We start from the raw sequence: 21,272 nt of genomic DNA on the forward strand, positions 1-21,272 counted from the left end.
AGATGATTTGTCCACGTTGTGCCGATGAACATATTGAAGTGATGGCAACCTCACCGGTGAAAGGGGTCTGGACGGTTTATCAGTGCCAGCATTGTCTGTATACCTGGCGCGATACCGAACCGCTGCGTCGTACCAGCCGCGAGCACTATCCGGAAGCGTTTCGTATGACGCAGAAGGATATTGATGAGGCACCGCAGGTGCCAACGATCCCGCCGTTGTTGTAAAAAAAAACCGGTGCTTGCCGGTCGTGCCGGGTGGCAGCTTCGCCTTACCCGGCCTACAAAAACCGTAGGCCCGGTAAGCGTAGCGCCACCGGGCAAAAGACCGCAGAAAACTAAACCAGACTCTTCAACCGATAAATCCACTCCAGCGCCTGGCGCGGCGTCAGGGAATCCGGGTCGAGATTCTCCAGCGCTTCCACCGCCGGTGATGTCTCTTCCGCAGGTGCCAGCAGCGACATCTGCGTGCCATCAATTTGCGTCGCCGCCGCGTTGGGAGACAGGCTTTCCAGCTCACGCAGCTTCTGACGCGCGCGCTTGATCACCTCTTTCGGTACCCCTGCCAGCGCCGCGACGGCCAGGCCATAGCTCTTGCTCGCTGCGCCATCCTGCACTGTGTGCATGAAGGCGATGGTGTCGCCATGCTCCAGCGCATCAAGGTGAACGTTAGCCACCCCTTCCATTTTTTCCGGCAGTTGCGTCAGCTCGAAATAGTGGGTAGCGAACAGCGTCATGGCTTTGATTTTATTCGCGAGACTTTCCGCGCAGGCCCAGGCCAGCGACAGACCATCATAGGTGGATGTTCCGCGTCCCACTTCGTCCATCAGCACCAGGCTGTGCTCCGTCGCGTTATGCAGAATGTTAGCCGTTTCGGTCATCTCGACCATAAAGGTTGAGCGACCGCTCGCCAGATCGTCCGCTGCACCCACGCGGGTAAAGATCCGGTCGATGGGGCCAATCTCCACTTTTTGCGCCGGAACGTAGCTACCGATATAGGCGAGCAGGGCAATCAGCGCCGTCTGGCGCATATAGGTACTCTTACCGCCCATGTTCGGACCGGTAATGATCAGCATTCTTCGCTGCGGTGACAGGCTCAGCGGGTTGGCGATGAACGGTTCATTCAACACTCGCTCAACCACCGGGTGACGGCCTTCGGTAATACGAATGCCGGGTTTGTCGGTAAAGGTTGGGCAGGTATAGTTCAGCGTTTCAGCGCGCTCAGCCAGGTTCACCAGCACGTCCAGCTCTGCCAGCGCACTGGCGCTTAACTGCAGGTCGGCCAGATGCGGCATCAGCATGTCGAACAGCTCGTCATACAGCTGTTTTTCCAGCGCCAGCGCTTTGCCTTTGGAGGTGAGGACTTTGTCTTCGTACTCTTTCAGCTCGGGAATAATATAGCGTTCAGCGTTTTTGAGCGTCTGGCGACGCACGTAGTGAATCGGTGCCAGATGGCTCTGCCCGCGGCTGATCTGAATATAGTAACCGTGTACCGCGTTATAGCCGACCTTCAGGGTGTCGAGTCCAAGACGTTCGCGCTCGCGGATTTCCAGTTTATCAAGATAGTCCGTCGCGCCGTCGGCCAGCGCGCGCCATTCGTCCAGCTCCGCATTGTAGCCAGGGGCAATCACGCCGCCATCACGAACAAGTACCGGAGGCGCATCGATAATGGCGCGTTCGAGCAGCTCGCGAAGCTCGGTAAATTCGCCCATGGTGTCGCGGAGTTTCTGTACCGGCTCGCTGTCAACGTCACTCAACTGAGCACGCAGCTCTGGCAGTTGCTGGAACGCGTGACGCATCCGAGCGAGATCGCGTGGACGCGCGGTCCGCAGAGCCAGACGGGCCAGGATACGCTCCAGGTCGCCCACCTGGCGCAGGACGGGCTGTATCTCGGTATAGCGATCCTGCAACGCGGCAATCGTCTGCTGACGGCAAACAAGCGTCCCGGTATCGCGAATCGGCATGTGCAGCCAGCGTTTCAGCATGCGGCTGCCCATGGGGGTCACCGTACTGTCGAGGACCGAGGCAAGCGTATTTTCGACGCCCCCCGCCAGGTTCTGGGTGATCTCCAGATTACGGCGCGTGGCGGCATCCATGATGATGCTGTCCTGCTGGCGCTCCATGGTGATCGAGCGGATATGCGGCAGGGCGGTGCGCTGGGTATCTTTCACGTACTGCAGGAGGCAACCTGCCGCACACAGCCCGCGTGGGGCATTTTCGACACCAAAGCCAATCAGATCGCGGGTGCCAAACTGCAGATTCAGCTGCTGGCGCGCGGTATCAATTTCAAACTCCCACAGCGGACGACGGCGTAACCCGCGGCGGCCTTCAATGAGCGCCATTTCGGCAAAATCTTCGGCATAGAGCAATTCTGCCGGATTGGTGCGCTGCAGTTCAGCTGCCATCGTTTCACGGTCAGCCGGTTCACTCAGACGAAAACGTCCGGAGCTGATGTCGAGCGTCGCGTAGCCAAAGCCTTTCCCATCCTGCCACAGTGCGGCAAGCAAATTATCCTGACGCTCCTGCAGCAGAGCTTCATCACTGATGGTGCCTGGCGTGACGATACGCACGACTTTGCGTTCCACCGGACCTTTGGACGTCGCGGGATCGCCGATCTGTTCGCAAATGGCGACGGACTCCCCCTGATTCACCAGCTTCGCCAGGTAATTTTCTACCGCGTGATGGGGGATACCAGCCATAGGAATGGGCTCACCCGCCGATGCACCACGTTTGGTCAGCGAGATGTCGAGCAGCTGCGATGCACGCTTAGCATCGTCATAAAATAGCTCGTAAAAATCGCCCATACGGTAAAACAGCAGGATTTCCGGATGCTGTGCTTTCAGCTTCAGGTACTGCTGCATCATGGGGGTATGGGCGTCGAAATTCTCTAGTGTACTCATTAGGTTACCGTGTCCATTTTATAAAATTCAATGAGTTGTCTTTTTTATTGTCAGTGTTATCTCTCATTGGAACTCATGAAATCCTGTGTTTCTTATCATGAATTGTGAAGCGACCATGATAACGGAGTCTGTAGTGCAGGAAAACAGACGTGCAGGCTCTTTCGACGCAAAATGCGTACCTGATTCCACACACAAAAGATGGTCTCGCGTCGTCCTGGCTGTGGCCGGTGCGCTGTGCTTCTGTGGCCGTCACCAGAGCATTGAACGATTGTTATCGCGCATTAAACGTCAACCGTGATTAATTCGTTCAGAATATAACGTCATTATTTTTATTTCCGTTTAAGAAGCGTAATCGTGCAGGATGACTGGCCGGTCTTTTTTCCTGAGATAATCCTTTTTATTTTAATGAAGTACCGGTACTAATGCGCTAACTGGCTGCTTTGACAAGGATTATTCACAGAGTATAATTGCCATCTATATCAACAGTTTTTGAATCTGTTTACTGTATAGTGAGTATTCTATGTTCTGGATAATTAACGATAATATTAAATTCTGTCCAGAGAAAAACTTACTTGTCTCTTTGACCCGCCCTGAGTTAAGCGTAATTCTCACAACGCCAGCCAGTCGGTGTCTGGTTCTTCTGCTTGAATCTTCCCCGGAAGTGGTCCACCAAAAGACGTTCTTTGATAAAGTCTGGGGTGAGGACGGGATGTTAGTTCCTGCCAATACGCTTTATCAGAATATCTCCATTATCCGGCGCGGGCTACGCTCAACGGGAGAAACAGACGATACGCTGGTGGCCACCGTCCCGAGAAAAGGTTTCCAGATTGAAAAAGGCGTCAGCGTTACCCGCATTGAAAACGACGTGGCCGAATCAGTAAACGCGCCTGAGAGCGTGGCATCAGACGCGCCTCCTGTCACCGTGTCGAAAGAGAGCATCGCTGAAACCGCTGTCGCACAGGTGAGTGCTAAGGCGCCGCGTTAACAATATCGTCGCTATGTTTCGCTATTACTTATGGTCCTCTCTTTTGGGGGGGGTATTTTATTCTCCATCTGGCCGTGCATGACTACTCAAAGAAAGATTTTTTTAAAGATTACACAATAAACAGCACCGAAAACGGGTGTCATTTTTTCTCGCGAAACGACGATATTAAAAGTATCGGAAACTTTACGCGTTATAAAAAAATTATCCTGCAAACGGGGCTCGATTGTAAAAAATATCCGTGGGTCTACTTCTCCTCATCCAGTACTGCTCCGGCACTGTCGGTACTTATTTGCAGAAAACCTTATGAACAAGAAGAAGATGCCGGTTGCGTTACGCTTTATTTCAGGGGGTACAATCAGTGACTAAAAGGTCAACTGCGATAATGTGTCTCTTACTGTTTGCCGTTGGCGCGCTGGCGTCATGGCTTTACCATTATCACTTAGAAAAAAAACATAATACGGAAGCCTGTTCCGTCTCTATCGTTGTTTTTCATGAAGATGTTCGTGCAAACCTTACCCTGGACTTTATGTATACCATGCAGCAGCAGACCGGTGTGGTAGCGGTCAGCGGTACGTATTTTAAAAATGATAAGCCGACGGCAGTTATCCGAAGAGATGTGTCCTATGTCTGGACGGAAAACAAAGATTCCTTCCATTTTACGTCGGTAAAGATCCATGATGTGAATGACGAATCGTTGCCAGATAACGTTCTCGGCGACGTGTTGCCTGATTTCTTTATTTACCCGAACCATAAGTTAAACTATTCAATCCTGAAACAAGGGCCCAGAGGTTTTCTATTTACCGTAGGAAAGCGTCCTATTTTCTTCTGCTCTCGCTGATGATACCGCTTTGGTATCATCAGGAGGTTACGCTGGCTTACGTGTGACGCTATGCTTCGCCAGGGTTCAGTAACTCAATAACGATTTTCCCCTGTTCGACCCCTACACGCACCTGCGAGTGGGTGGTAAAACCTGCCTGTTCAAGCCAGTCGCCTTTTAAGCTCAACGCCGCATGTACGCTGTAACGTGTCGGAATTTTAGTTTTCCGGTCTTCGTGACGTTTTCTGAAATAACCGACTTTTAAGCGGCGATAGTATTTAGTGCTGGCGATCTCTTGCATACATCCTCCATAACGACGGCAGCTGGGCTCTTAATGCCTGTATAAAATACCAGTAAAACGTGGCTGGTGGAGGCTTAAAAGTGGAAGGCGGGTTCAGAAAATGACATGCAACAACTGAAAACAGAGACATTAAGAGGTATTATTAATGCATGTTATTAACCAGTGAACCGCTATGTCTGGTAAACGAATTTCTCGTGAAAAAAAGACGATCGCCAGAATGATCGCCCTGTATGAAAAACACTGTCCTGACGCGTCTCAGGACGAAGGGCATTATCAGGCGCTGAATGCCTACGCCGATAAGCGTCTGGATAAATGCGTATTTGGTGAAGAAAAGCCTGCCTGCAAACAGTGTCCGGTGCACTGCTACCAGCCTGCAAAACGGGAAGAGATGAAGCAGATTATGCGCTGGGCTGGCCCGCGTATGTTATGGCGTCACCCGATCCTGACCGTTCGTCATCTGATTGATGACCGTCGTCCCGTGCCGGAGCTGCCTGAAAAGTATCGCCCGAAAAAGTGACCGGTTCAGCGTCTCAGCGGGCGGCAAATCACGTTCAGGGCCAGCGCGCTGCAGAGTGGGAAAAGGGCCAGCAGCAGCCAGGGATACATTGCCTGCGTTGAGGGCACCAGCGCGCGATCCAGCAGGCTACCAAACAACAAGTTTCCTGCCAGTACCGCAATGCCGCCAGCGGTGGCGAGTGCGCCATAATGTGCCCCCAGCGTGGACTCCTCGGCAAACCTCGGTATCAGATCCTTTGCCGAGGGTACCAGCAACATCTGTCCCAGCGTCAGCAGCGTCACAAAACAGACCGACGGCAGCAGGCGCAGCCAGCCCTCTGGCGGTGCCGTCGACGCAAACATTGCCACGCTTGCAAAGGCGGCGGAGAGCAGCAAAAAGCCCACCGGCAGGATCCTCACAGCGCCCACACGCCGGGCGAAACGCGCCAGCGGCAGCTGTAAGGTGATGATCAGAACGGAGGCCAGCATAAAAAGCGGGCCGAGATCTTTCTCGTTACCGCCAGAGCGCTGGATCTCTACCGGCAGCGCCAGATAGAGCTGGTTATAGCTTAAAAGCCACGAACTGTAGGCAATGATAAAGGCGACAAAGCGGGGCTGGCGGAATGTCGTCCACCAGGGAACGAGCTTTAGCGTCTGCGCGGCGTGACGTGACGCGGGCAGGCAAAAATAGAGCACCACCAGCGCAACGATAAAGACGCCAGCCCCCGCGAGAGCCACCTGACGAAAGCCCAGGCCGGTTAGCAGGGCGCCGGCAACCGGGCCCAGTACGGCACCGAGTTCCCCGCAAACCGCAAAGAGCGCGAACCACTCCGCCCGGCTTCGTTTACCTTTCGCCTCGCTGTGCGTGCCTGCTTTCGCCAGCAATGCCTCAATAGACGGAGAAAATAGCGCGCCGCCCACGCCTGTCAGACACGCGCCCAGAATAATCGGCCACAGCGATTCCCCGAACGCCAGCAGCAGATAGCCCGCGACGCGGATAACACACCCACTCAGGATCACGACTTTCGCGCCAAAGCGGTCCGAGAGCGCACCCCCGACGATAAACATCCCCTGCTGGGAGAACGTGCGTAGCCCCAGGATCAGCCCGATCAGCCCGCCGGAGAGCAGCATATCGTCGCGCAGGAATATCGCCAGGAAGGGGACAACGGCGTAAAAGCCAATGTTAAAAACAAACTGGCTGCCCAGTAAAACGGGCGGCCAGAGCGCGGTGGCAGGGCGAAGGGGCATCGTCGTTCACTCGCCCCTAAACGATAAAGTGGATGTGCTTTTTGCCATGGAACGGCGAGATCTCAATTTTGGTTTTTACCCGGAAAACATCCCAGAGCAGCGCCTCGGAGAGGATCTCCTGCGGCGTTCCTGTGGCCACAATTTGCCCTTTCTGCATCACAATCAGCGAGTCACAGAACATCGAGGCGTGGTTGAGATCGTGGATGGCGACAATGCTGGTGACCGGTAATTCGCTGATCAACTGCATCAGCTGCATCTGATGATGAATATCCAGGTGGTTGGTCGGTTCATCGAGCAGGATTTCCGTCGGGGTCTGGGCCAGGGCGCGGGCAATATGGACGCGCTGGCGCTCGCCGCCAGAGAGGCTCAGCCAGCCCTGATCGCTTTTATCCAGCATATCCACCCGTTGCAGCGCGGCGGTGACGGTTTCGTCATCATGCCTGCTCCAGTTGGAAAAAGCGGAGTGGTGCGGAATACGCCCGAGCTTCACCACGTCGCGCACGCGCATGTTCGCGTCGGTCATCCCGTGCTGTTCAACGAAGGCCACCCGGCGGGCAAGCTGTTTTTTGGCGATGCGGGCGATGTCCTGACCGTCCAGGGTAACGCTGCCGCAGTCCGGGCGGCGCAGACCAGCCAGAATGCGCAGAAGCGATGATTTACCGCAGCCGTTGGGGCCAAGCAAGCCGACCGTTTCCCCGCGAGACACCGTCAGCGAAACGTCATTAACGATGACTTTTTTACCCACCTTCCAGGTAATATGTTCAGCGCAGATACTCATCACTTATTCCTTGAGCGGTAGATAATCACGGCAAAGAACGGAACGCCAACCAGCGCGGTCACGACGCCGACGGGCAGGCTTTGCGGGGCGATCAGCATGCGCGAGGCGATGTCCGCCAGCACCATCAGGATCGCCCCTGCCAGCGCGCTGGCGATCAGCAATGTACGATGCAGCGGCCCGAACAGGAAACGCATGACGTGCGGCACCACCAGCCCGACAAAGCCGATTGAGCCCGCCATACTGACGATGGTCGCGGTGATCAGCGCGGTGGTGGTAAAGAGCGCCAGACGTACCCACGGGACGGCGATGCCCAGCGACGCCGCGGCGTCATCGCCGAACGTAAAGGCATCCAGCGCCCGGGAATAGTAGAGGCACACGGCTAACCCAATCAGCACCACCACCAGGGCAAGCTGGAATTCGGGCCAGCGCACGCCGCTGAAACTGCCCAGCAGCCAGAACATCACGTCACGCGCCTGCTGGGCGCTGGCGGAAGTGCTGATGGTGTAGGCGGTAATGGCGTTGAAAAGCTGCGAGGCGGCAACGCCCGCCAGAATGGTTCGTTCATTTCCGCCACGCGCGCCGTTGGTCAGAAACGCGACAAACGCAAAGGCGGCGAACGCCCCGGCAAAGGCACCCGCAGAAAGCGACACCGCGCCGGTGCCGATCCCCAACACCACCACGGAGACCGCGCCAGTCGACGCGCCGGCGGATACGCCCAGCACGTATGGCTCCGCCAGCGCGTTCTTCAGCAGGCTCTGCAATACGGCGCCGCAGATGGCCAGCCCCGCGCCGCAGCAGGCTGCCACCAGCGCGCGGCTCAGGCGAAAGTCCCAGATGACGCTCTCATAGATACGGTTGAGCGGAACCCCGGTGAGCCCCATTTTATTGCTGATGGCATAAAAGACGTTCTGCAGCGGAATGGACAGCTCGCCGACGCTGACGCTCAGCGCGATAACCAGAAATAGCAGGACAAAGGCAAGCAAACATGAGGTCGTCAGAACCAGGCTCTGCCTGGCCTGAAGGACGGCGGTGGTCATCAGTTCAGCCCCAGTTTTCTGAGCTGTTCGCCAACCTGCTGAGCCCCGTAAATCGTGCGGATCGTCGGGTTCATCGCCTGGCCGTCCATCACCACGATATGACCCTTTTTCACCGCATCCAGCTGGCTGACCGCCGGATCGCTTTTAAGGAATTTGATTTTTTCTTCCGCGTTATCCAGCGCCCAGCGGTTGCGGTCGAGGCTTGAGACCACAATGACATCCGGATTAGCGGCAATAATGCTTTCCCAGCCCACGGTTGGCCATTCGGTCTCGGAGGTGATGGCGTTATGGCCGCCCAGCAGGCTGGCAATAAATCCGGAAGGGCTATTTTTACCGCCGACGTAGGCGTCCGCAGAAGGGGAGGAGCTTGAGAACCAGAAAACAAAGGAGAGATCTTTTTTGTTTTTACTGAATTCCTGGCGCAGGTCAGCCTCACGTTTTTTGAAATCGGCAATCACGGCCTGACCGCGATCTTCCACGTTAAAGATTTTGGCGAAATCCTCAATCTCCTGATAGAGATAGGTCATATCCCACAGTTTCTGGCGGCTGCCGTACATATCGCCGGTGGCTTTTTTGGTCGCGCACATGCCCGGGGACACGTAGCTGTTCACGCCCAGGGTCATCAGATCGTCGCGTTTGGCAACCTTACTTTCAGGCCCCAGCAGCAGGGGAGTCTGCGCGGGGACAAAGTCAGGATTTTGTGCGAGAACGGATTCAAGCGTAGGAATTTCTACCGTCAGGGTTTTAATTTTCGCGTTCTGTTCCGCCAGCTGCGGCAGCACTTTGGTCGGCCAGAAGGCGCTGGCCTTCACTTTGTCTTCCAGGCCCAGCAGGAGCAAAATTTCGACGGTATTCTGACCCAGGGCCACGACGCGTTCCGGCGCTTTGGTGAATGTCTCTTTATAGCCACAGTTTTCAATGGTCAGAGGATATGTGGTTGCCAGAGCAGAACTGACCGACGCAACCGCCAGGCCTAACGCGCAGATGACCTTCTTCATGAAACGCTACCCTTGATGAATATTGTTATTGATGCAAATGAAACTCATTATTAAGGCGGAATTTTATACAGAGGAAACGATTTTGTGTCAATGAGGGACAATTGCGCAGGGTGACAAAAGGCGGTGTCAGAAAACACCGCCGGGATAAGGCGTTAGACCAGGCTCTCTTTATCGATCCCAAGACGCTTCATGCGCGACAGCAGGGTGGTGCGTTTTAACCCCAGGCGCTGGGCGGCACCTTTCGGTCCGGCGACCACGCCGTTGGTCTCTTTCAGCACGCGCATAATGAGCTGATATTCATCTTCTCCCTCTTTTGCCGTCTCGGCGGCGGGCGCGGTTACGTCAGGTAGCGTAACTTCAGGCAGGGAGAGTTGCAGCACATTGCCGCGCGTCAGCAGCACCGCACGTTCGATGACGTTTTCCAGCTCGCGCACGTTGCCGGGCCATTCCATCGAAGAGAGGGTGCGTAACGTCTCTGCAGGAATACTGTCGATGTTGCGCCCCATCCGGCGGGCAATCTTCGCGGTAAACGCTTTGACCAGCAGGGGGATATCTTCCGGACGTTCGCGCAGCGGCGGCAGGCAGATCGGGAACACGTTCAGGCGATAGTAGAGATCGCTGCGAAACTCGCGGTCGGCGACCATTTTTTTCAGGTCGCGGTTGGTGGCGGCAATCAGCCGCACGTCAGTCTGGATAAGCTTGTTGCTGCCCAGGCGCTCAAACTCCTGCTCCTGCAGGACGCGCAGCAGTTTTGGCTGTAGCTCCAGCGGCATATCGCCCACTTCGTCGAGGAACAGCGAGCTCTTGTCGGCCAGTTCAAAGCGGCCCAGACGCTGGCTGCTGGCCCCGGTGAACGCGCCGCGTTCGTGACCGAACAGATCGCTTTCCAGCAGCCCCGCCGGCATGGCGGCGCAGTTCATCTTCACCATCCGTCGGCTGTTGCGGTTGCTCAGGTTGTGAATGGCGCGGGCAATCAGCTCTTTACCCGTGCCGGTTTCGCCCAGAATCAGCACCGTGCTGTCGCTTTGCGCCACCATCTCCACCTGCTTGAGCACGCTGTACATCGCATCGCTGCGCCCGATGATTTCACCAAACTCGCTGTCCACGTTGTTGAGCTGTTCGGTCAGGGCGAGGTTCTCATCCACCAGCCGCTCTTTCAGGCGATGAATCTCCTGATAGGCGAGGGCGTTATCCAGGGCGATGGAAATACGCTCGGCGATCTGACGCAGCAGCTTCAGGTTGGCGGTGGTAAATACTCCCTCCTCACACTGCGCCAGCTTCAGCACGCCGAGCATGGTGTCGCCGGACATCAGCGGCAGCAGGCACAGGGTCTGGATTTTGTTGCCCCAGGTGTTAAACAGCATTCGCTCGTAGGGTGCCACCGTATCCTGCTCGTTCAGGTTGAGCAGGAGGATCTCTTTGCTTTTAAAGACCCGCTCGGAAAGCGTACCGGCTTCGTCCACTTCACTCTGCTCATGGGCAGGGTTAGCCTCATCCAGATAGTGGGTGGAGTAGATGTTCAGCTTGCCCTTACGGTGCCCCCGCAGCGCAATACTGATGGCGTCGATTTTAAAATAGTGATGGATCTCTTTTGACACCTCGCTGACCAGCTCATCCATATCGAGCCTGGAGAGCACGGCGTTGGTGATGGCGACCAGAATACGAAAGTTGTCGCGCTCGCGGCTCAGCAGGTCGTAATCGACGTTATTGTTCACGCGGCTTTGGATCTGCTCCGCGACGACGGCCACAATCTGGGTGAAGGTATGCAGGCGCTCGTATTCCGCCTCGCTCCACGGCTGGTCGGCGGTGCGGATAAACTCGCAGCCGCCAAAAATCTGGCCCTCTACCGCCAGCGGCAACATGCAGTAATGCCCGAAGGGCTGATACAGATTGCTCTCCGCCAGCCGCGGCCACGCCTGTCGGAATGCCTCAAAGTTGCAGTGCAGCGCTTCAGGCCGGGAGAGAATGCGGCGCACCGGGCCATGGGCCAGATACGTTTCATCCTCGTATTCAAACGTTTTGCCATTATCACGCGTTGCGTAGTAGCTCGCGCGATGCGTACCGCTATGCCAGAGCACAATCGCGGCGCTGTCGGCCAGCGCCGATTGCCTGACCAGACGCGTCAGGGCATCGCTTAGCGCGCCCAGATCGGGCTGCTGTAAAAGTGTGCGCGTGATGTCAAACAGCCCCTGCTGTCCAAGATCGCTCATCGGTGTATATGGCATAGTGCTTTCCAGTAGAAACGAGCAAAAATTCCACGCTGGCCGCTTATGGCGCGGCCTAGCAAATTCGGGGTAAGGGTTCCGCGTGCGGCAAATCCAGCGTCCGTTTCACGCCATACAGCCCGGTCAGGCGCACCCCTTTGCGCTCAACCACTTCACCAATTATCGCCGCCTCGTGTCCAAACGGATGTGACCGCAGCTGTTCCAGAACGGCGGGTGCAGAAGTGCGTTCAACGCCAATCACCAGCTTGCCTTCGTTGGCAAAGTTGAGCGGGTCAAGCCCCAGCAGCTCACACAGACCACGAACGGCGGGCGTTACGGGCAGGCTGCGCTCGGTGAGTTCAATCCCGCATCCGCAGCTTGCCGCAAATTCATGGACCACGGCATTCACGCCGCCGCGCGTGGCGTCCCGCAGCGCTTTCACGCCGGGAACTGCGCGCAGCGTCTGGATCAGCGGGGTCAGCACCGCGCAGTCGCTGCGCAGTTCGCCGTCCAGCCCCAGACCTTCGCGCAGGTTGAGGATGGTCGCTCCGTGGCAGCCCAGCGTGCCGGTCACGATCAGCACGTCGCCCGTGCTGAGGCGCTGCGCGCCCCAGTGAATATCGGCGGGGATCGCCCCGATGCCGGCGGTGTTGATAAACAGCTTGTCGGCCGCGCCGCGCTGCACCACTTTGGTATCGCCGGTGACGATAGCTATCCCTGCCTCACGGGCGGTCTGCGCCATACTGTTGACCACCGCTGTGAGCGTCTCCATCGGTAACCCCTCTTCGAGGATAAACCCGCAGGAGAGGTAGCGTGGAATGGCGCCGCTGACGGCGATGTCGTTCGCCGTGCCGCAGACAGCGAGCTTTCCGATATCGCCACCCGGGAAGAACAGCGGGTCAATCACGTAGCCGTCGGTGGAGAACGCCAGCCTGTCGCCCTGCGCGGTGAGGGTCGCGAGGTCAATGCGCGCCTGGTCTTCCTGCTCGGCGAGCCAGGGGTTGCTGAAAGCCTCCATAAACAGCCGGTTAATCAGCTGCTGCATCGCCTGTCCGCCGCTGCCGTGCGCCATTTCAACCGTCTTCATGCTTCACTCTCCTGGTTGCGATACTGATACCACGCGGCACACGCTCCTTCGGAGGAGACCATCAGCGCGCCAAACGCCGTTTGCGGGTTACAGGTGTTGCCGTATAGCGGGCAATGATGAGGCTTGCATTTACCGGTGAGCACCTCGCCGCAGCGGGCCCGCGGATCGTCGCAAACCTGCTGCGGCTGCGGGCGGAAATGCGCTTCGGCGTCGAACGCGCGATAGGCCGGCGTCAGGCGCACGCCGGATTCGGCAATCAGCCCCAGGCCACGCCATTCGCTGTCGCCTTCGACGCAAAACACGTCGGCTATTGCCTGCTGTGCCCGTTCATTTCCTGCATCCGGCACCACGCGGCGGTACTGGTTTTCCACGGCACTCAGGGCCGCTATTTTCTGCTCAACCAGCATGGTGACACCTTGCAGTAGATCAAGTGGTTCGAAACCAGCGACCACTAACGGACGATTGTACTGTTCAGCGATAAAACCGTAGGTATCTGTGCCAATCACCATGCTGACATGGCCCGGCGCCAGGAAGGCGTCAATCCCGTTTCCCGGCGCTTCCAGCAGGCTGCGTAGCGTGGGGATGAGCGTAATGTGCTGGCAGAAGAAGAAAAAGTTATCGACGCTGCGCGCTTTCGCCTGCTGCAGCGTAATGGCGGTGGCGGGCATGGTGGTTTCAAACCCCAGGCCAAAAAACACGATTTTGCGCGTGGGGTTATCCGCTGCCAGCGTCAGGGCATCCATCGGCGAATAGACGATCCGGATGTCGGCTCCGCGTGCTTTTGCCTGCAGCAACGAGCCGTTTTTCCCCGGAACGCGCATCGCGTCGCCAAAGGTGCAGAAAATGACGTCGGGCCGGCTGGCAATCTCGATACAGCTGTCGATGCGCCCCATCGGCAGCACGCAGACCGGACAGCCGGGGCCATGGATAAACTCGATGTTCTCCGGCAGCAGCTGGTCGAGGCCAAATTTGAAAATGGCGTGCGTATGTCCGCCGCACACCTCCATGATCCGCAGCGGGTTTTCCGCCGTGTAGTCCAGCAGCGCCGCACGTGTTTTCAGATGCCCGATAAGCTGTAGCACCTGCTCGGGTGCGCGGTATTCATCCACGTAACGCATGATTATCGCTCCTCGCCATACAGCAGCGCCCCGACGTCCGGCTCCACGTCGAACATGTTCTGCAGCGCATCCAGCGTGTCGTGGGCTTCCGTTTCGTTAATCACGCTCATGGCGAACCCCACGTGGACCAGCACCCACTGGCCGAGACGCGAGACGCCGGTTTCATCGCTGCTGCCCACCAAGGTCAGGTCGACGTCGCGCAGGATGCCGCAGACCTCAACTTTGGCCTGATTACCGTCAATGGCATGAATCTGTCCCGGTACGCCTATGCACATCGTTCGTTCTCCAGCCAGTGTAGCCAGCTGTCCATGCCGTCGCCGCGGGTAGCGGAGACCAGCAGGATCTCAATATCCGGGTTCACCTCGCGGGCCCAGGACAGGCATTTATCCACGTCGAAGTTCAGGTACGGCAGCAGGTCGACTTTGTTGAGCAGCATGATGGAGGCGGCGGCAAACATATGCGGGTACTTCAGCGGCTTGTCTTCGCCTTCGGTCACCGAAAGCACCGCGACTTTGTGCCGTTCGCCCAGGTCGAAGCTCGCCGGGCAGACAAGGTTACCGACGTTTTCAATAAACAGGATGCCGTTATCTTCAAGCGGCAGGCGCGGGGCGGCGTCGGCGATCATCTGCGCATCGAGATGGCAGCCTTTGCCGGTATTCACCTGGATCGCCGGGGTACCGGTTTCGCGAATGCGCGCCGCGTCGTTAACGGTTTGCTGATCGCCTTCAATCACCGCACAGGAGACGCGCCCGTTCAGGCGGTTGAGCGTTTCCGTGAGCAGCGTGGTTTTGCCGGAGCCGGGGCTGGAGACCAGGTTCAGCACCAGCTGTCTGCGGGCGGCGAAGCGGGCACGGTTACGGTTGGCGATCTGGTTATTCTTGTCCAGGACGTTGATTTCCACCTCCAGCATCTGACGCTGGCTGATGCCCGGCGCGTGGGTACCCGCTTCGCCGTGGCCGTAGTGAAGATCGCCCGCATCGGATCGTCGCGGGGCGAAAGCGATCCCGGTCAATGTCGCAGAAGGGCGTGGGGCAGGTGCAAAGGGCGCGGAGCGAAACGCGGAGTGGGGATGATGTTCATCCCCTTCTATATACAGGTTGCCTTCGGCGCAACCGCAGGTACTACACATACTTTACTCCTTCTCGATTTCGAGGCGTTGGATCTGCATGCCGTCATCCGCCACGATGCGAAGAAAGGTGCTCTGACACTGCGGACAGCGCTGTACCTTCGACGACAGCAGGGTGACGTACTGCTGACACTGCTCGCACCAGCACTCCGCCTGCTGCTCTTCAATATGCAGTTCGCAGCCTTCCGCCAGCGTGCCGCGGCACACCAGTTCAAAACAGAAGGTCAGGGCGCTGGTTTCGACGCAGGAAAACGCCCCGACTTTCAGCCAGACGCCGGTGACGCGTTTTGCGTGGTTTTGCACAGCCTGCTGTTCGATAAGTTCCAGAGCCCGCTGGCAGAGGGTGATTTCGTGCATGACGCCTCCTCAATGAATTGCGCCATTGAATGCAATAACAATGCCATCTTGATTTCTGTTAAGGCATGTCGATGTCAACGCTGTCGAAATGACACGTCGACACCGCAAAGTTGACAGCCAGTTTTTAATTAAAATTCTTAAAAATCAGTTGGATAAAAACTGGCATGGAATCTGCTTAACAGCCGCTATCTCCATTAAACGGATACCTTTTATGACTATTTGGGAAATCAGCGAAAAAGCAGATTACATCGCGCAGCGTCATCAGCAGTTGCAGGACCAGTGGCATCTTTACTGCAACTCTCTGGTTCAGGGCATCACCCTCTCGAAAGCGCGTCTTCACCATGCGATGAGTTGTGCGGCGCAGGGGGACATGCGCTTTGTCCTCTTCGGCCATTTCATCATCAATGTCACCCTGGCGGATAACTTCAACAGCCACACCATTGAGTACCACCTTGAGACAAAAGACGGCGAAAAACAGTGTATTGCGAAAGCACAGCTGATGGCCGACGGCATGGTGGACGGCCACGTCAGCAACCGCGATCGCCAGCAGGTGCTGGAGCACTATCTGGAAAAAATCGCCCCGGTTTATAACAGCCTGTACGCCGCCGTTGAACACGATCTCCCGGTCAATCTGAAGCAGCTGATGGACGGAAATGCCTCAGCGAACGTGGCCTGACCCCTGTGTGTCGAAAAGTGTCGACAAGACAGTTTTTCGTCAAAAATGACTATCACCAGAGGATGACCCGGTGAACCGTTTTGTAATTGCTGACTCGACGGTCTGTATTGGCTGTCGAACCTGTGAGGCGGCGTGTTCGGAAACGCATCGCCTGCATGGGCTGCAGTCCATGCCGCGCCTGCACGTCATGCGTAATGAAAAAGAGTCTGCCCCGCAGCTCTGCCATCACTGTGAAGATGCCCCTTGTGCGGGTGTCTGTCCCGTAAATGCCATCACCCGCGTGGACGGCGCTGTCCAGCTGAACGAAAGCCTGTGCGTAAGCTGCAAGCTGTGCGGCATTGCCTGCCCGTTCGGCGCCATTGAATTTTCCGGCAGCCGCCCGCTGCATATTCCGGCGAATGCCAACTCGCCAAAAGCCCCGCCCGCGCCGCCTGCTCCGGCACGCGTCAGCACGCTGCTGGACTGGGTGCCCGGCATCCGCGCCGTTGCGGTGAAATGCGACCTGTGCAGCTTTGATGAACAAGGCCCGGCCTGCGTGCGCACCTGTCCAACCAACGCGTTGATTCTGGTTAACATTCGCGACATCGCCCGTACCCGCAAGCGTAAACGCGAGCTGACCATCAACAGCGATGTTGGCGACCTTTCTCTGCTACAGACGCTTAACGAGGGGGCGAAATGAACGCGGCGATGATGATGACCAGCGCGGTAGCGTACTTTGCGGCCACCGCGGTTCTGGCGTGGCTTCTGTCATTCCATAAAACCCTGAGCGGCTGGGTCGCCGGGATTGGCGGGGCGGTCGGCAGCCTGATGACGCTGGCGGCAGGCGGGATGGTTCTGCTCGACGGACACACCGTGGACACGCTCATGCCGCTCATCCGTCACTCCGTTGCGATCACGCCGCTGAACGCCATCTGGCTGGTGACGTTTGGCCTGTGCGGGCTGTTTATCAGCCTGTTCAATATCGACTGGCACCGCCATCAAAACACCAGGGCCAACGGTCTGCTGATTAATCTGCTGATGGCGACGGCGGTCTGCACCGTTACCGCCAGCAACCTCGGCGCACTGGTGGTGATGGCGGAGATTATGGCGCTCTGCGGCGTCTTCCTGACGGGGTGCAGTACCTCCGGCAAACTGTGGTTTGCGCTGGGACGCCTCGGGACGCTGCTGCTGGCGCTGGCCTGCTGGCGGGTGTGGCAACGCTTTGGCACGCTGGACTTCGCGGCGCTTAACGGTCAGCCGCTGGGCAGCGACGTCTGGCTGCTGGGCGTGGTGGGCTTTGGCCTGCTGGCCGGGATCATCCCGCTGCACGGCTGGGTGCCGCAGGCGCACGCGAATGCCTCAGCGCCCGCCGCTGCGCTCTTTTCCACGGTCGTGATGAAAGTCGGGTTGTTCGGCATTCTGACGATCACCCTGACCGGCGGTCAGCCGCCGCTGTGGTGGGGCGTGGTGTTGCTTCTCGCCGGTATGGTTACCGCCTTTGTCGGTGGGCTGTACGCGCTGATGGAGCACAATATTCAGCGTCTTCTGGCGTATCACACCCTTGAAAATATCGGCATCATCCTGCTCGGTCTTGGCGCGGGCGTGACCGGTCTGGCGCTCAATCAACCGGCGCTGATTGCCGCCGGGTTTATCGGCGGTCTGTATCACCTCGTCAACCATAGCCTGTTCAAAAGCACCCTGTTCCTGGGGGCGGGAAGCGTCTGGTTCCGCACCGGCCATCGCGACATCGAAAAGCTCGGTGGCATTGGCAAAAAAATGCCGGTGATATCTCTCGCCATGCTGGTCGGGCTGATGGCGATGGCCGCGCTGCCGCCGCTGAACGGCTTTGCCGGGGAGTGGGTGATCTACCAGTCCTTCTTCGCGCTCGGCCAGAGCGAGGCGTTTATCGCCCGTCTGCTGGGGCCGCTGCTGGCGGTCGGGCTGGCGATTACCGGGGCGCTGGCAGTGATGTGCATGGCGAAAGTTTACGGCGTCACCTTCCTCGGCGCGCCGCGTACGCGTGAGGCGGAAAACGCCTGCTGCGCACCGGTACTGATGGGGATAAGCGTGGTTGCGCTGGCGCTGTGCTGCATCGCGGGCGGCGTGGCCGCGCCGTGGCTGCTGCCGCTGCTGGGTAATGCCATTCCGCTGCCGCTGACCGTGGCGAATACCACCGTTTCCCAGCCAATGGTCGCGCTGCTGCTGATTGGCGCACCGCTGCTGCCGTTCATCCTGATGCTGTTCTTCAAACGCGACCGACTGGTCTCCCGCTCGCGCGGGACAGCGTGGGCCTGCGGCTATGAACACGAACAGTCGATGGTGATTACCGCTCACGGTTTCGCCATGCCGGTGAAAGAGAGCTTCGCCGCCGTGCTGAAGCTGCGCCACTGGCTGAACCCGGTGCAGTGGGTGCCGGGCTGGCAGAGTGCCGCCGCGCCTGTGCTGTTCCGCCGTCTGGCGGTCATCGAGCTGGCGGTGCTGGTGGTGATTGTGATTTCACGAGGAGCCTGACATGAGTCTGTTACTGGCAATTCTTCAGGCGCTGGTGCTGTTCGCCGCTGCGCCGCTGCTTTCCGGGGTGAGCCGCGTGGCGCGCGCCCGGATGCACAACCGTCGCGGGCCTGGCGTGCTTCAGGAGTACCGCGATCTCTTCAAACTGCTCTCGCGTCAGAGCGTCGCCCCGGATGCTGCAGGCTGGGTCTTCCGCCTGACGCCGTTTGTGATGGTGGGCGTGATGCTGACCATCGCCACCGCGCTGCCGGTGGTGACGGTGGGCTCGCCCCTGCCTGCGCTCGGGGATCTGATTACGCTGATCTACCTCTTCGCCATCGCCCGCTTCTTCTTCGCGATTGCGGGTCTCGACACCGGGAGCCCGTTTACCGGCATCGGTGCCAGCCGCGAGGCGATGCTGGGCGTGCTGGTTGAGCCGATCCTGCTGCTGGGGCTGTGGGTCGCCGCCCAGGTCGCGGGTTCAACCCATATCAGCTTTATCACCCACACCGTTTACCACTGGCCGCTTGCCCGCTCCATTCCGCTGGTGCTGGCGCTCTGCGCCTGCGCGTTCGCCACGTTTATCGAGATGGGCAAGCTGCCGTTCGATCTGGCCGAAGCGGAGCAGGAACTGCAGGAAGGGCCGCTCACGGAATACAGCGGCTACGGCTTCGCGGTGCTGAAGTGGGGCATCAGCCTCAAACAGCTGGTAGTGCTGCAGATGTTTGTCGGCGTCTTCTTCCCGTGGGGGCAGATGACGCACTTCTCCGCGGGCAGTCTGGTACTGGCCGTGGTGGTGGCCGCCCTCAAGCTGCTGGTCGGCGTGCTGGTGATTGCCCTGTTTGAAAACAGCATGGCGCGCCTGCGTTTTGTGGAAACGTCGCGCATCACCTGGGCCGGTTTTGGTTTTGCATTTTTAGCGTTCGTCTCCTTGCTGGTGGCGTGATTAAAGAGAGTTTTTATGTCTGAAGAAAAGAAAGGTCAGCAGTATCTCGCCGCGTTGCATCAGGCTTTCCCCGGCGTGGTGCTGGAGGAGTCCTGGCAAACCAAAGACCAGATAACCATCACCGTAAAAGTGAACTCTCTGCCGGAGGTGGTGGAGTTTCTCTATTACCAGCAGGGCGGCTGGCTGTCGGTGCTGTTCGGTAACGACGAGCGTCAGCTGTGCGGCAATTACGCTGTGTACTACGTGATGTCGATGGAGCAGGGGGAGAAGTGCTGGCTCACCGTGCGCGTGGAAGTCGATCCAAATAAACCGGAATACCCGTCCGTCACCCCGCGCGTACCTGCCGCCGTCTGGGGCGAGCGCGAAGTGCGCGACATGTACGGCCTGGTGCCGGTCGGCCTGCCGGATGAGCGCCGCCTGGTGCTGCCGGACGACTGGCCGGATGAACTTTATCCCCTGCGCAAAGACAGCATGGACTACCGTCAGCGCCCGGCGCCGACCACCGACAGCGAAACCTACGAGTTTATCAACGAGCTGGGCAGCAAGAAGAACAACGTGGTGCCGATCGGCCCGCTGCACGTCACCTCCGATGAGCCGGGCCACTTCCGCCTGTTCGTTGACGGCGAAAACATTATCGACGCCGACTACCGCCTGTTCTACGTCCATCGCGGTATGGAAAAGCTGGCGGAAACCCGCATGGGCTACAACGAAGTCACGTTTCTTTCTGACCGCGTGTGCGGCATCTGCGGCTTCGCCCACAGTACCGCCTACACCACTTCGGTGGAGAACGGCATGGGGATTGTGGTGCCGGAGCGCGCGCAGATGATCCGCGCCATTCTGCTGGAGGTGGAACGCCTGCACTCCCACCTGCTGAACCTCGGCCTGGCCTGCCACTTCGTCGGCTTTGACTCCGGGTTTATGCAGTTCTTCCGCGTGCGCGAAGCGTCGATGAAGATGGCGGAGATCCTTACCGGGGCGCGTAAAACCTACGGCCTGAACCTGATCGGGGGGATCCGCCGTGACCTGCTCAAAAACGACATGATCCAGACCCGCCAGCTGGCGCAGCAGATGCGCCGGGACGTGCAGGAGCTGGTGGATATGCTGCTCAGCACGCCCAATATCGAACAGCGCACCGTGGGAATCGGCCGTCTTGACCCGGAAATTGCCCGCGATTTTAGCAACGTCGGCCCGATGGTGCGCGCCAGCGGCCACGCCCGCGATACCCGCGCCGATCACCCGTTCGTCGGCTACGGTCTGCTGCCGATGACTGTGCACAGCGAGCAGGGCTGCGACGTCATCTCCCGCCTGAAGGTGCGTATCAACGAGGTGTTTACCGCGCTGAATATGATCGACTTTGGGCTCGATAACCTGCCGGGCGGCCCGCTGCTGGTGGAGGGGTTCACCTATATTCCGAACCGCTTCGCGTTGGGCTTTGCCGAAGCGCCGCGCGGGGATGACATCCACTGGAGCATGACCGGCGACAACCAGAAACTCTACCGCTGGCGCTGTCGTGCGGCGACCTACGCCAACTGGCCAACCCTGCGCTACATGCTGCGCGGCAACACCGTTTCCGACGCGCCGCTGATCATCGGCAGCCTCGATCCATGCTACTCCTGCACCGACCGCATGACCGTGGTGGACGTGCGCAAGAAGAAAAGCCAGGTGGTGCCGTACAAAGAGCTTGAGCGCTACAGCATCGAGCGTAAGAACTCGCCGCTGAAATAAGGACTCGCC

20 protein-coding genes and 1 pseudogene are annotated in these 21,272 nt (G+C 58.2%); 9 read left to right on the forward strand and 12 right to left on the reverse strand.

The window, feature by feature from the left end; genetic code table 11:
• Positions 1-2: 2 nt before the first annotated feature.
• A complete protein-coding gene (locus EKN83_RS07620; RefSeq protein WP_003862116.1) occupies positions 3-224 on the forward strand; it encodes a non-oxidative hydroxyarylic acid decarboxylases subunit D in 222 nt (73 codons plus the stop codon).
• Positions 225-334: 110 nt separating this feature from the next.
• Here EKN83_RS07620 and mutS read toward each other — a convergent pair whose 3' ends face one another.
• The gene (gene mutS, locus EKN83_RS07630) at positions 335-2,896 is read right to left on the reverse strand and encodes a DNA mismatch repair protein MutS (RefSeq protein WP_126800619.1); all 2,562 of its coding nucleotides are present in this window, start codon (positions 2,894-2,896) and stop codon (positions 335-337) included.
• 520 nt (positions 2,897-3,416) lie between these two features.
• Here mutS and EKN83_RS07635 point away from each other — a divergent pair.
• Together EKN83_RS07635 and EKN83_RS07640 are read left to right on the forward strand one after the other, a co-directional pair.
• Positions 3,417-4,243 (forward strand): annotated as a pseudogene (locus tag EKN83_RS07635) (transcriptional regulator).
• A gap of 20 nt (positions 4,244-4,263) precedes the next feature.
• Complete coding sequence (locus tag EKN83_RS07640) at positions 4,264-4,719, forward strand: hypothetical protein (RefSeq protein WP_082082941.1); 456 nt, start codon at positions 4,264-4,266, stop codon at positions 4,717-4,719.
• Positions 4,720-4,768: 49 nt separating this feature from the next.
• On the opposite strand, the gene EKN83_RS07645 is transcribed toward EKN83_RS07640, so the two are convergent.
• Positions 4,769-4,999, reverse strand: coding sequence for a SymE family type I addiction module toxin (locus EKN83_RS07645; RefSeq protein ID WP_126800620.1), 231 nt, complete (start codon positions 4,997-4,999; stop codon positions 4,769-4,771).
• A 172-nt stretch (positions 5,000-5,171) separates the two neighbouring features.
• On the opposite strand from EKN83_RS07645, the gene EKN83_RS07650 reads away from it, so the two are divergent.
• Positions 5,172-5,516 carry a nitrous oxide-stimulated promoter family protein gene (locus tag EKN83_RS07650; protein WP_032672451.1) on the forward strand — a complete coding sequence of 115 codons (345 nt, stop codon included), beginning with the start codon at positions 5,172-5,174 and terminating at the stop codon, positions 5,514-5,516.
• A gap of 5 nt (positions 5,517-5,521) precedes the next feature.
• Here EKN83_RS07650 and EKN83_RS07655 read toward each other — a convergent pair whose 3' ends face one another.
• From EKN83_RS07655 to hypA, 10 genes are all read right to left on the reverse strand, one after another.
• On the reverse strand, positions 5,522-6,742 hold the full coding sequence (locus EKN83_RS07655; RefSeq protein ID WP_025757084.1) for an MDR family MFS transporter: 1,221 nt from the start codon (positions 6,740-6,742) through the stop codon (positions 5,522-5,524).
• Between the two features lie 16 nt (positions 6,743-6,758).
• Positions 6,759-7,520, reverse strand: coding sequence for an ABC transporter ATP-binding protein (locus tag EKN83_RS07660; RefSeq protein WP_045286032.1), 762 nt, complete (start codon positions 7,518-7,520; stop codon positions 6,759-6,761).
• Entirely contained in the window at positions 7,520-8,557 is a 1,038-nt protein-coding gene (locus tag EKN83_RS07665; RefSeq protein WP_095449236.1) for a FecCD family ABC transporter permease, read from the reverse strand. Before EKN83_RS07665 ends, EKN83_RS07660 begins: the two co-directional genes overlap by 1 nt.
• Positions 8,557-9,555: an ABC transporter substrate-binding protein gene (locus EKN83_RS07670; RefSeq protein ID WP_025757086.1), complete on the reverse strand. Its 999-nt coding sequence runs from the start codon at positions 9,553-9,555 to the stop codon at positions 8,557-8,559. The genes EKN83_RS07665 and EKN83_RS07670 overlap by 1 nt, the downstream gene beginning before the upstream one ends.
• Before the next feature lie 152 nt (positions 9,556-9,707).
• Entirely contained in the window at positions 9,708-11,780 is a 2,073-nt protein-coding gene (flhA, locus tag EKN83_RS07675; RefSeq protein WP_126800621.1) for a formate hydrogenlyase transcriptional activator FlhA, read from the reverse strand.
• Between the two features lie 55 nt (positions 11,781-11,835).
• Positions 11,836-12,846: a hydrogenase expression/formation protein HypE gene (gene hypE, locus EKN83_RS07680; protein ID WP_126800622.1), complete on the reverse strand. Its 1,011-nt coding sequence runs from the start codon at positions 12,844-12,846 to the stop codon at positions 11,836-11,838.
• Positions 12,843-13,964, reverse strand: coding sequence for a hydrogenase formation protein HypD (hypD, locus tag EKN83_RS07685; protein ID WP_095449238.1), 1,122 nt, complete (start codon positions 13,962-13,964; stop codon positions 12,843-12,845). Before hypD ends, hypE begins: the two co-directional genes overlap by 4 nt.
• 2 nt (positions 13,965-13,966) lie before the next feature.
• Positions 13,967-14,239 (reverse strand): HypC/HybG/HupF family hydrogenase formation chaperone, encoded by a 273-nt coding sequence (locus EKN83_RS07690; RefSeq protein WP_045286037.1) that lies wholly within the window; start codon positions 14,237-14,239, stop codon positions 13,967-13,969.
• Complete coding sequence (hypB, locus tag EKN83_RS07695) at positions 14,230-15,093, reverse strand: hydrogenase nickel incorporation protein HypB (RefSeq protein WP_126800623.1); 864 nt, start codon at positions 15,091-15,093, stop codon at positions 14,230-14,232. Before hypB ends, EKN83_RS07690 begins: the two co-directional genes overlap by 10 nt.
• 3 nt (positions 15,094-15,096) lie before the next feature.
• Positions 15,097-15,447: a hydrogenase maturation nickel metallochaperone HypA gene (gene hypA, locus EKN83_RS07700; RefSeq protein ID WP_025757091.1), complete on the reverse strand. Its 351-nt coding sequence runs from the start codon at positions 15,445-15,447 to the stop codon at positions 15,097-15,099.
• A 211-nt stretch (positions 15,448-15,658) separates the two neighbouring features.
• On the opposite strand from hypA, the gene hycA reads away from it, so the two are divergent.
• The 5 genes from hycA to EKN83_RS07725 all read left to right on the forward strand — a co-directional run bounded on the left by hycA (position 15,659) and on the right by EKN83_RS07725 (position 21,263).
• Positions 15,659-16,123 (forward strand): formate hydrogenlyase regulator HycA, encoded by a 465-nt coding sequence (gene hycA, locus EKN83_RS07705; RefSeq protein ID WP_025757092.1) that lies wholly within the window; start codon positions 15,659-15,661, stop codon positions 16,121-16,123.
• 70 nt (positions 16,124-16,193) lie between these two features.
• The gene (locus EKN83_RS07710) at positions 16,194-16,802 is read left to right on the forward strand and encodes a 4Fe-4S dicluster domain-containing protein (RefSeq protein ID WP_094918878.1); all 609 of its coding nucleotides are present in this window, start codon (positions 16,194-16,196) and stop codon (positions 16,800-16,802) included.
• A complete protein-coding gene (gene hycC / locus EKN83_RS07715) occupies positions 16,799-18,613 on the forward strand; it encodes a formate hydrogenlyase subunit 3 (RefSeq protein WP_126800624.1) in 1,815 nt (604 codons plus the stop codon). Before EKN83_RS07710 ends, hycC begins: the two co-directional genes overlap by 4 nt.
• A 1-nt stretch (position 18,614) precedes the next feature.
• Entirely contained in the window at positions 18,615-19,538 is a 924-nt protein-coding gene (locus tag EKN83_RS07720) for a respiratory chain complex I subunit 1 family protein (protein ID WP_095452119.1), read from the forward strand.
• Positions 19,539-19,553: 15 nt separating this feature from the next.
• Positions 19,554-21,263 (forward strand): NADH-quinone oxidoreductase subunit C, encoded by a 1,710-nt coding sequence (locus tag EKN83_RS07725; RefSeq protein ID WP_126800625.1) that lies wholly within the window; start codon positions 19,554-19,556, stop codon positions 21,261-21,263.
• The last annotated feature ends 9 nt before the right edge of the window (positions 21,264-21,272 follow it).

The sequence above is a fragment of the Enterobacter sp. WCHEn090032 genome (genome assembly GCF_003986875.1).
Classification (GTDB): Bacteria; Pseudomonadota; Gammaproteobacteria; order Enterobacterales; family Enterobacteriaceae; genus Enterobacter; species Enterobacter sichuanensis.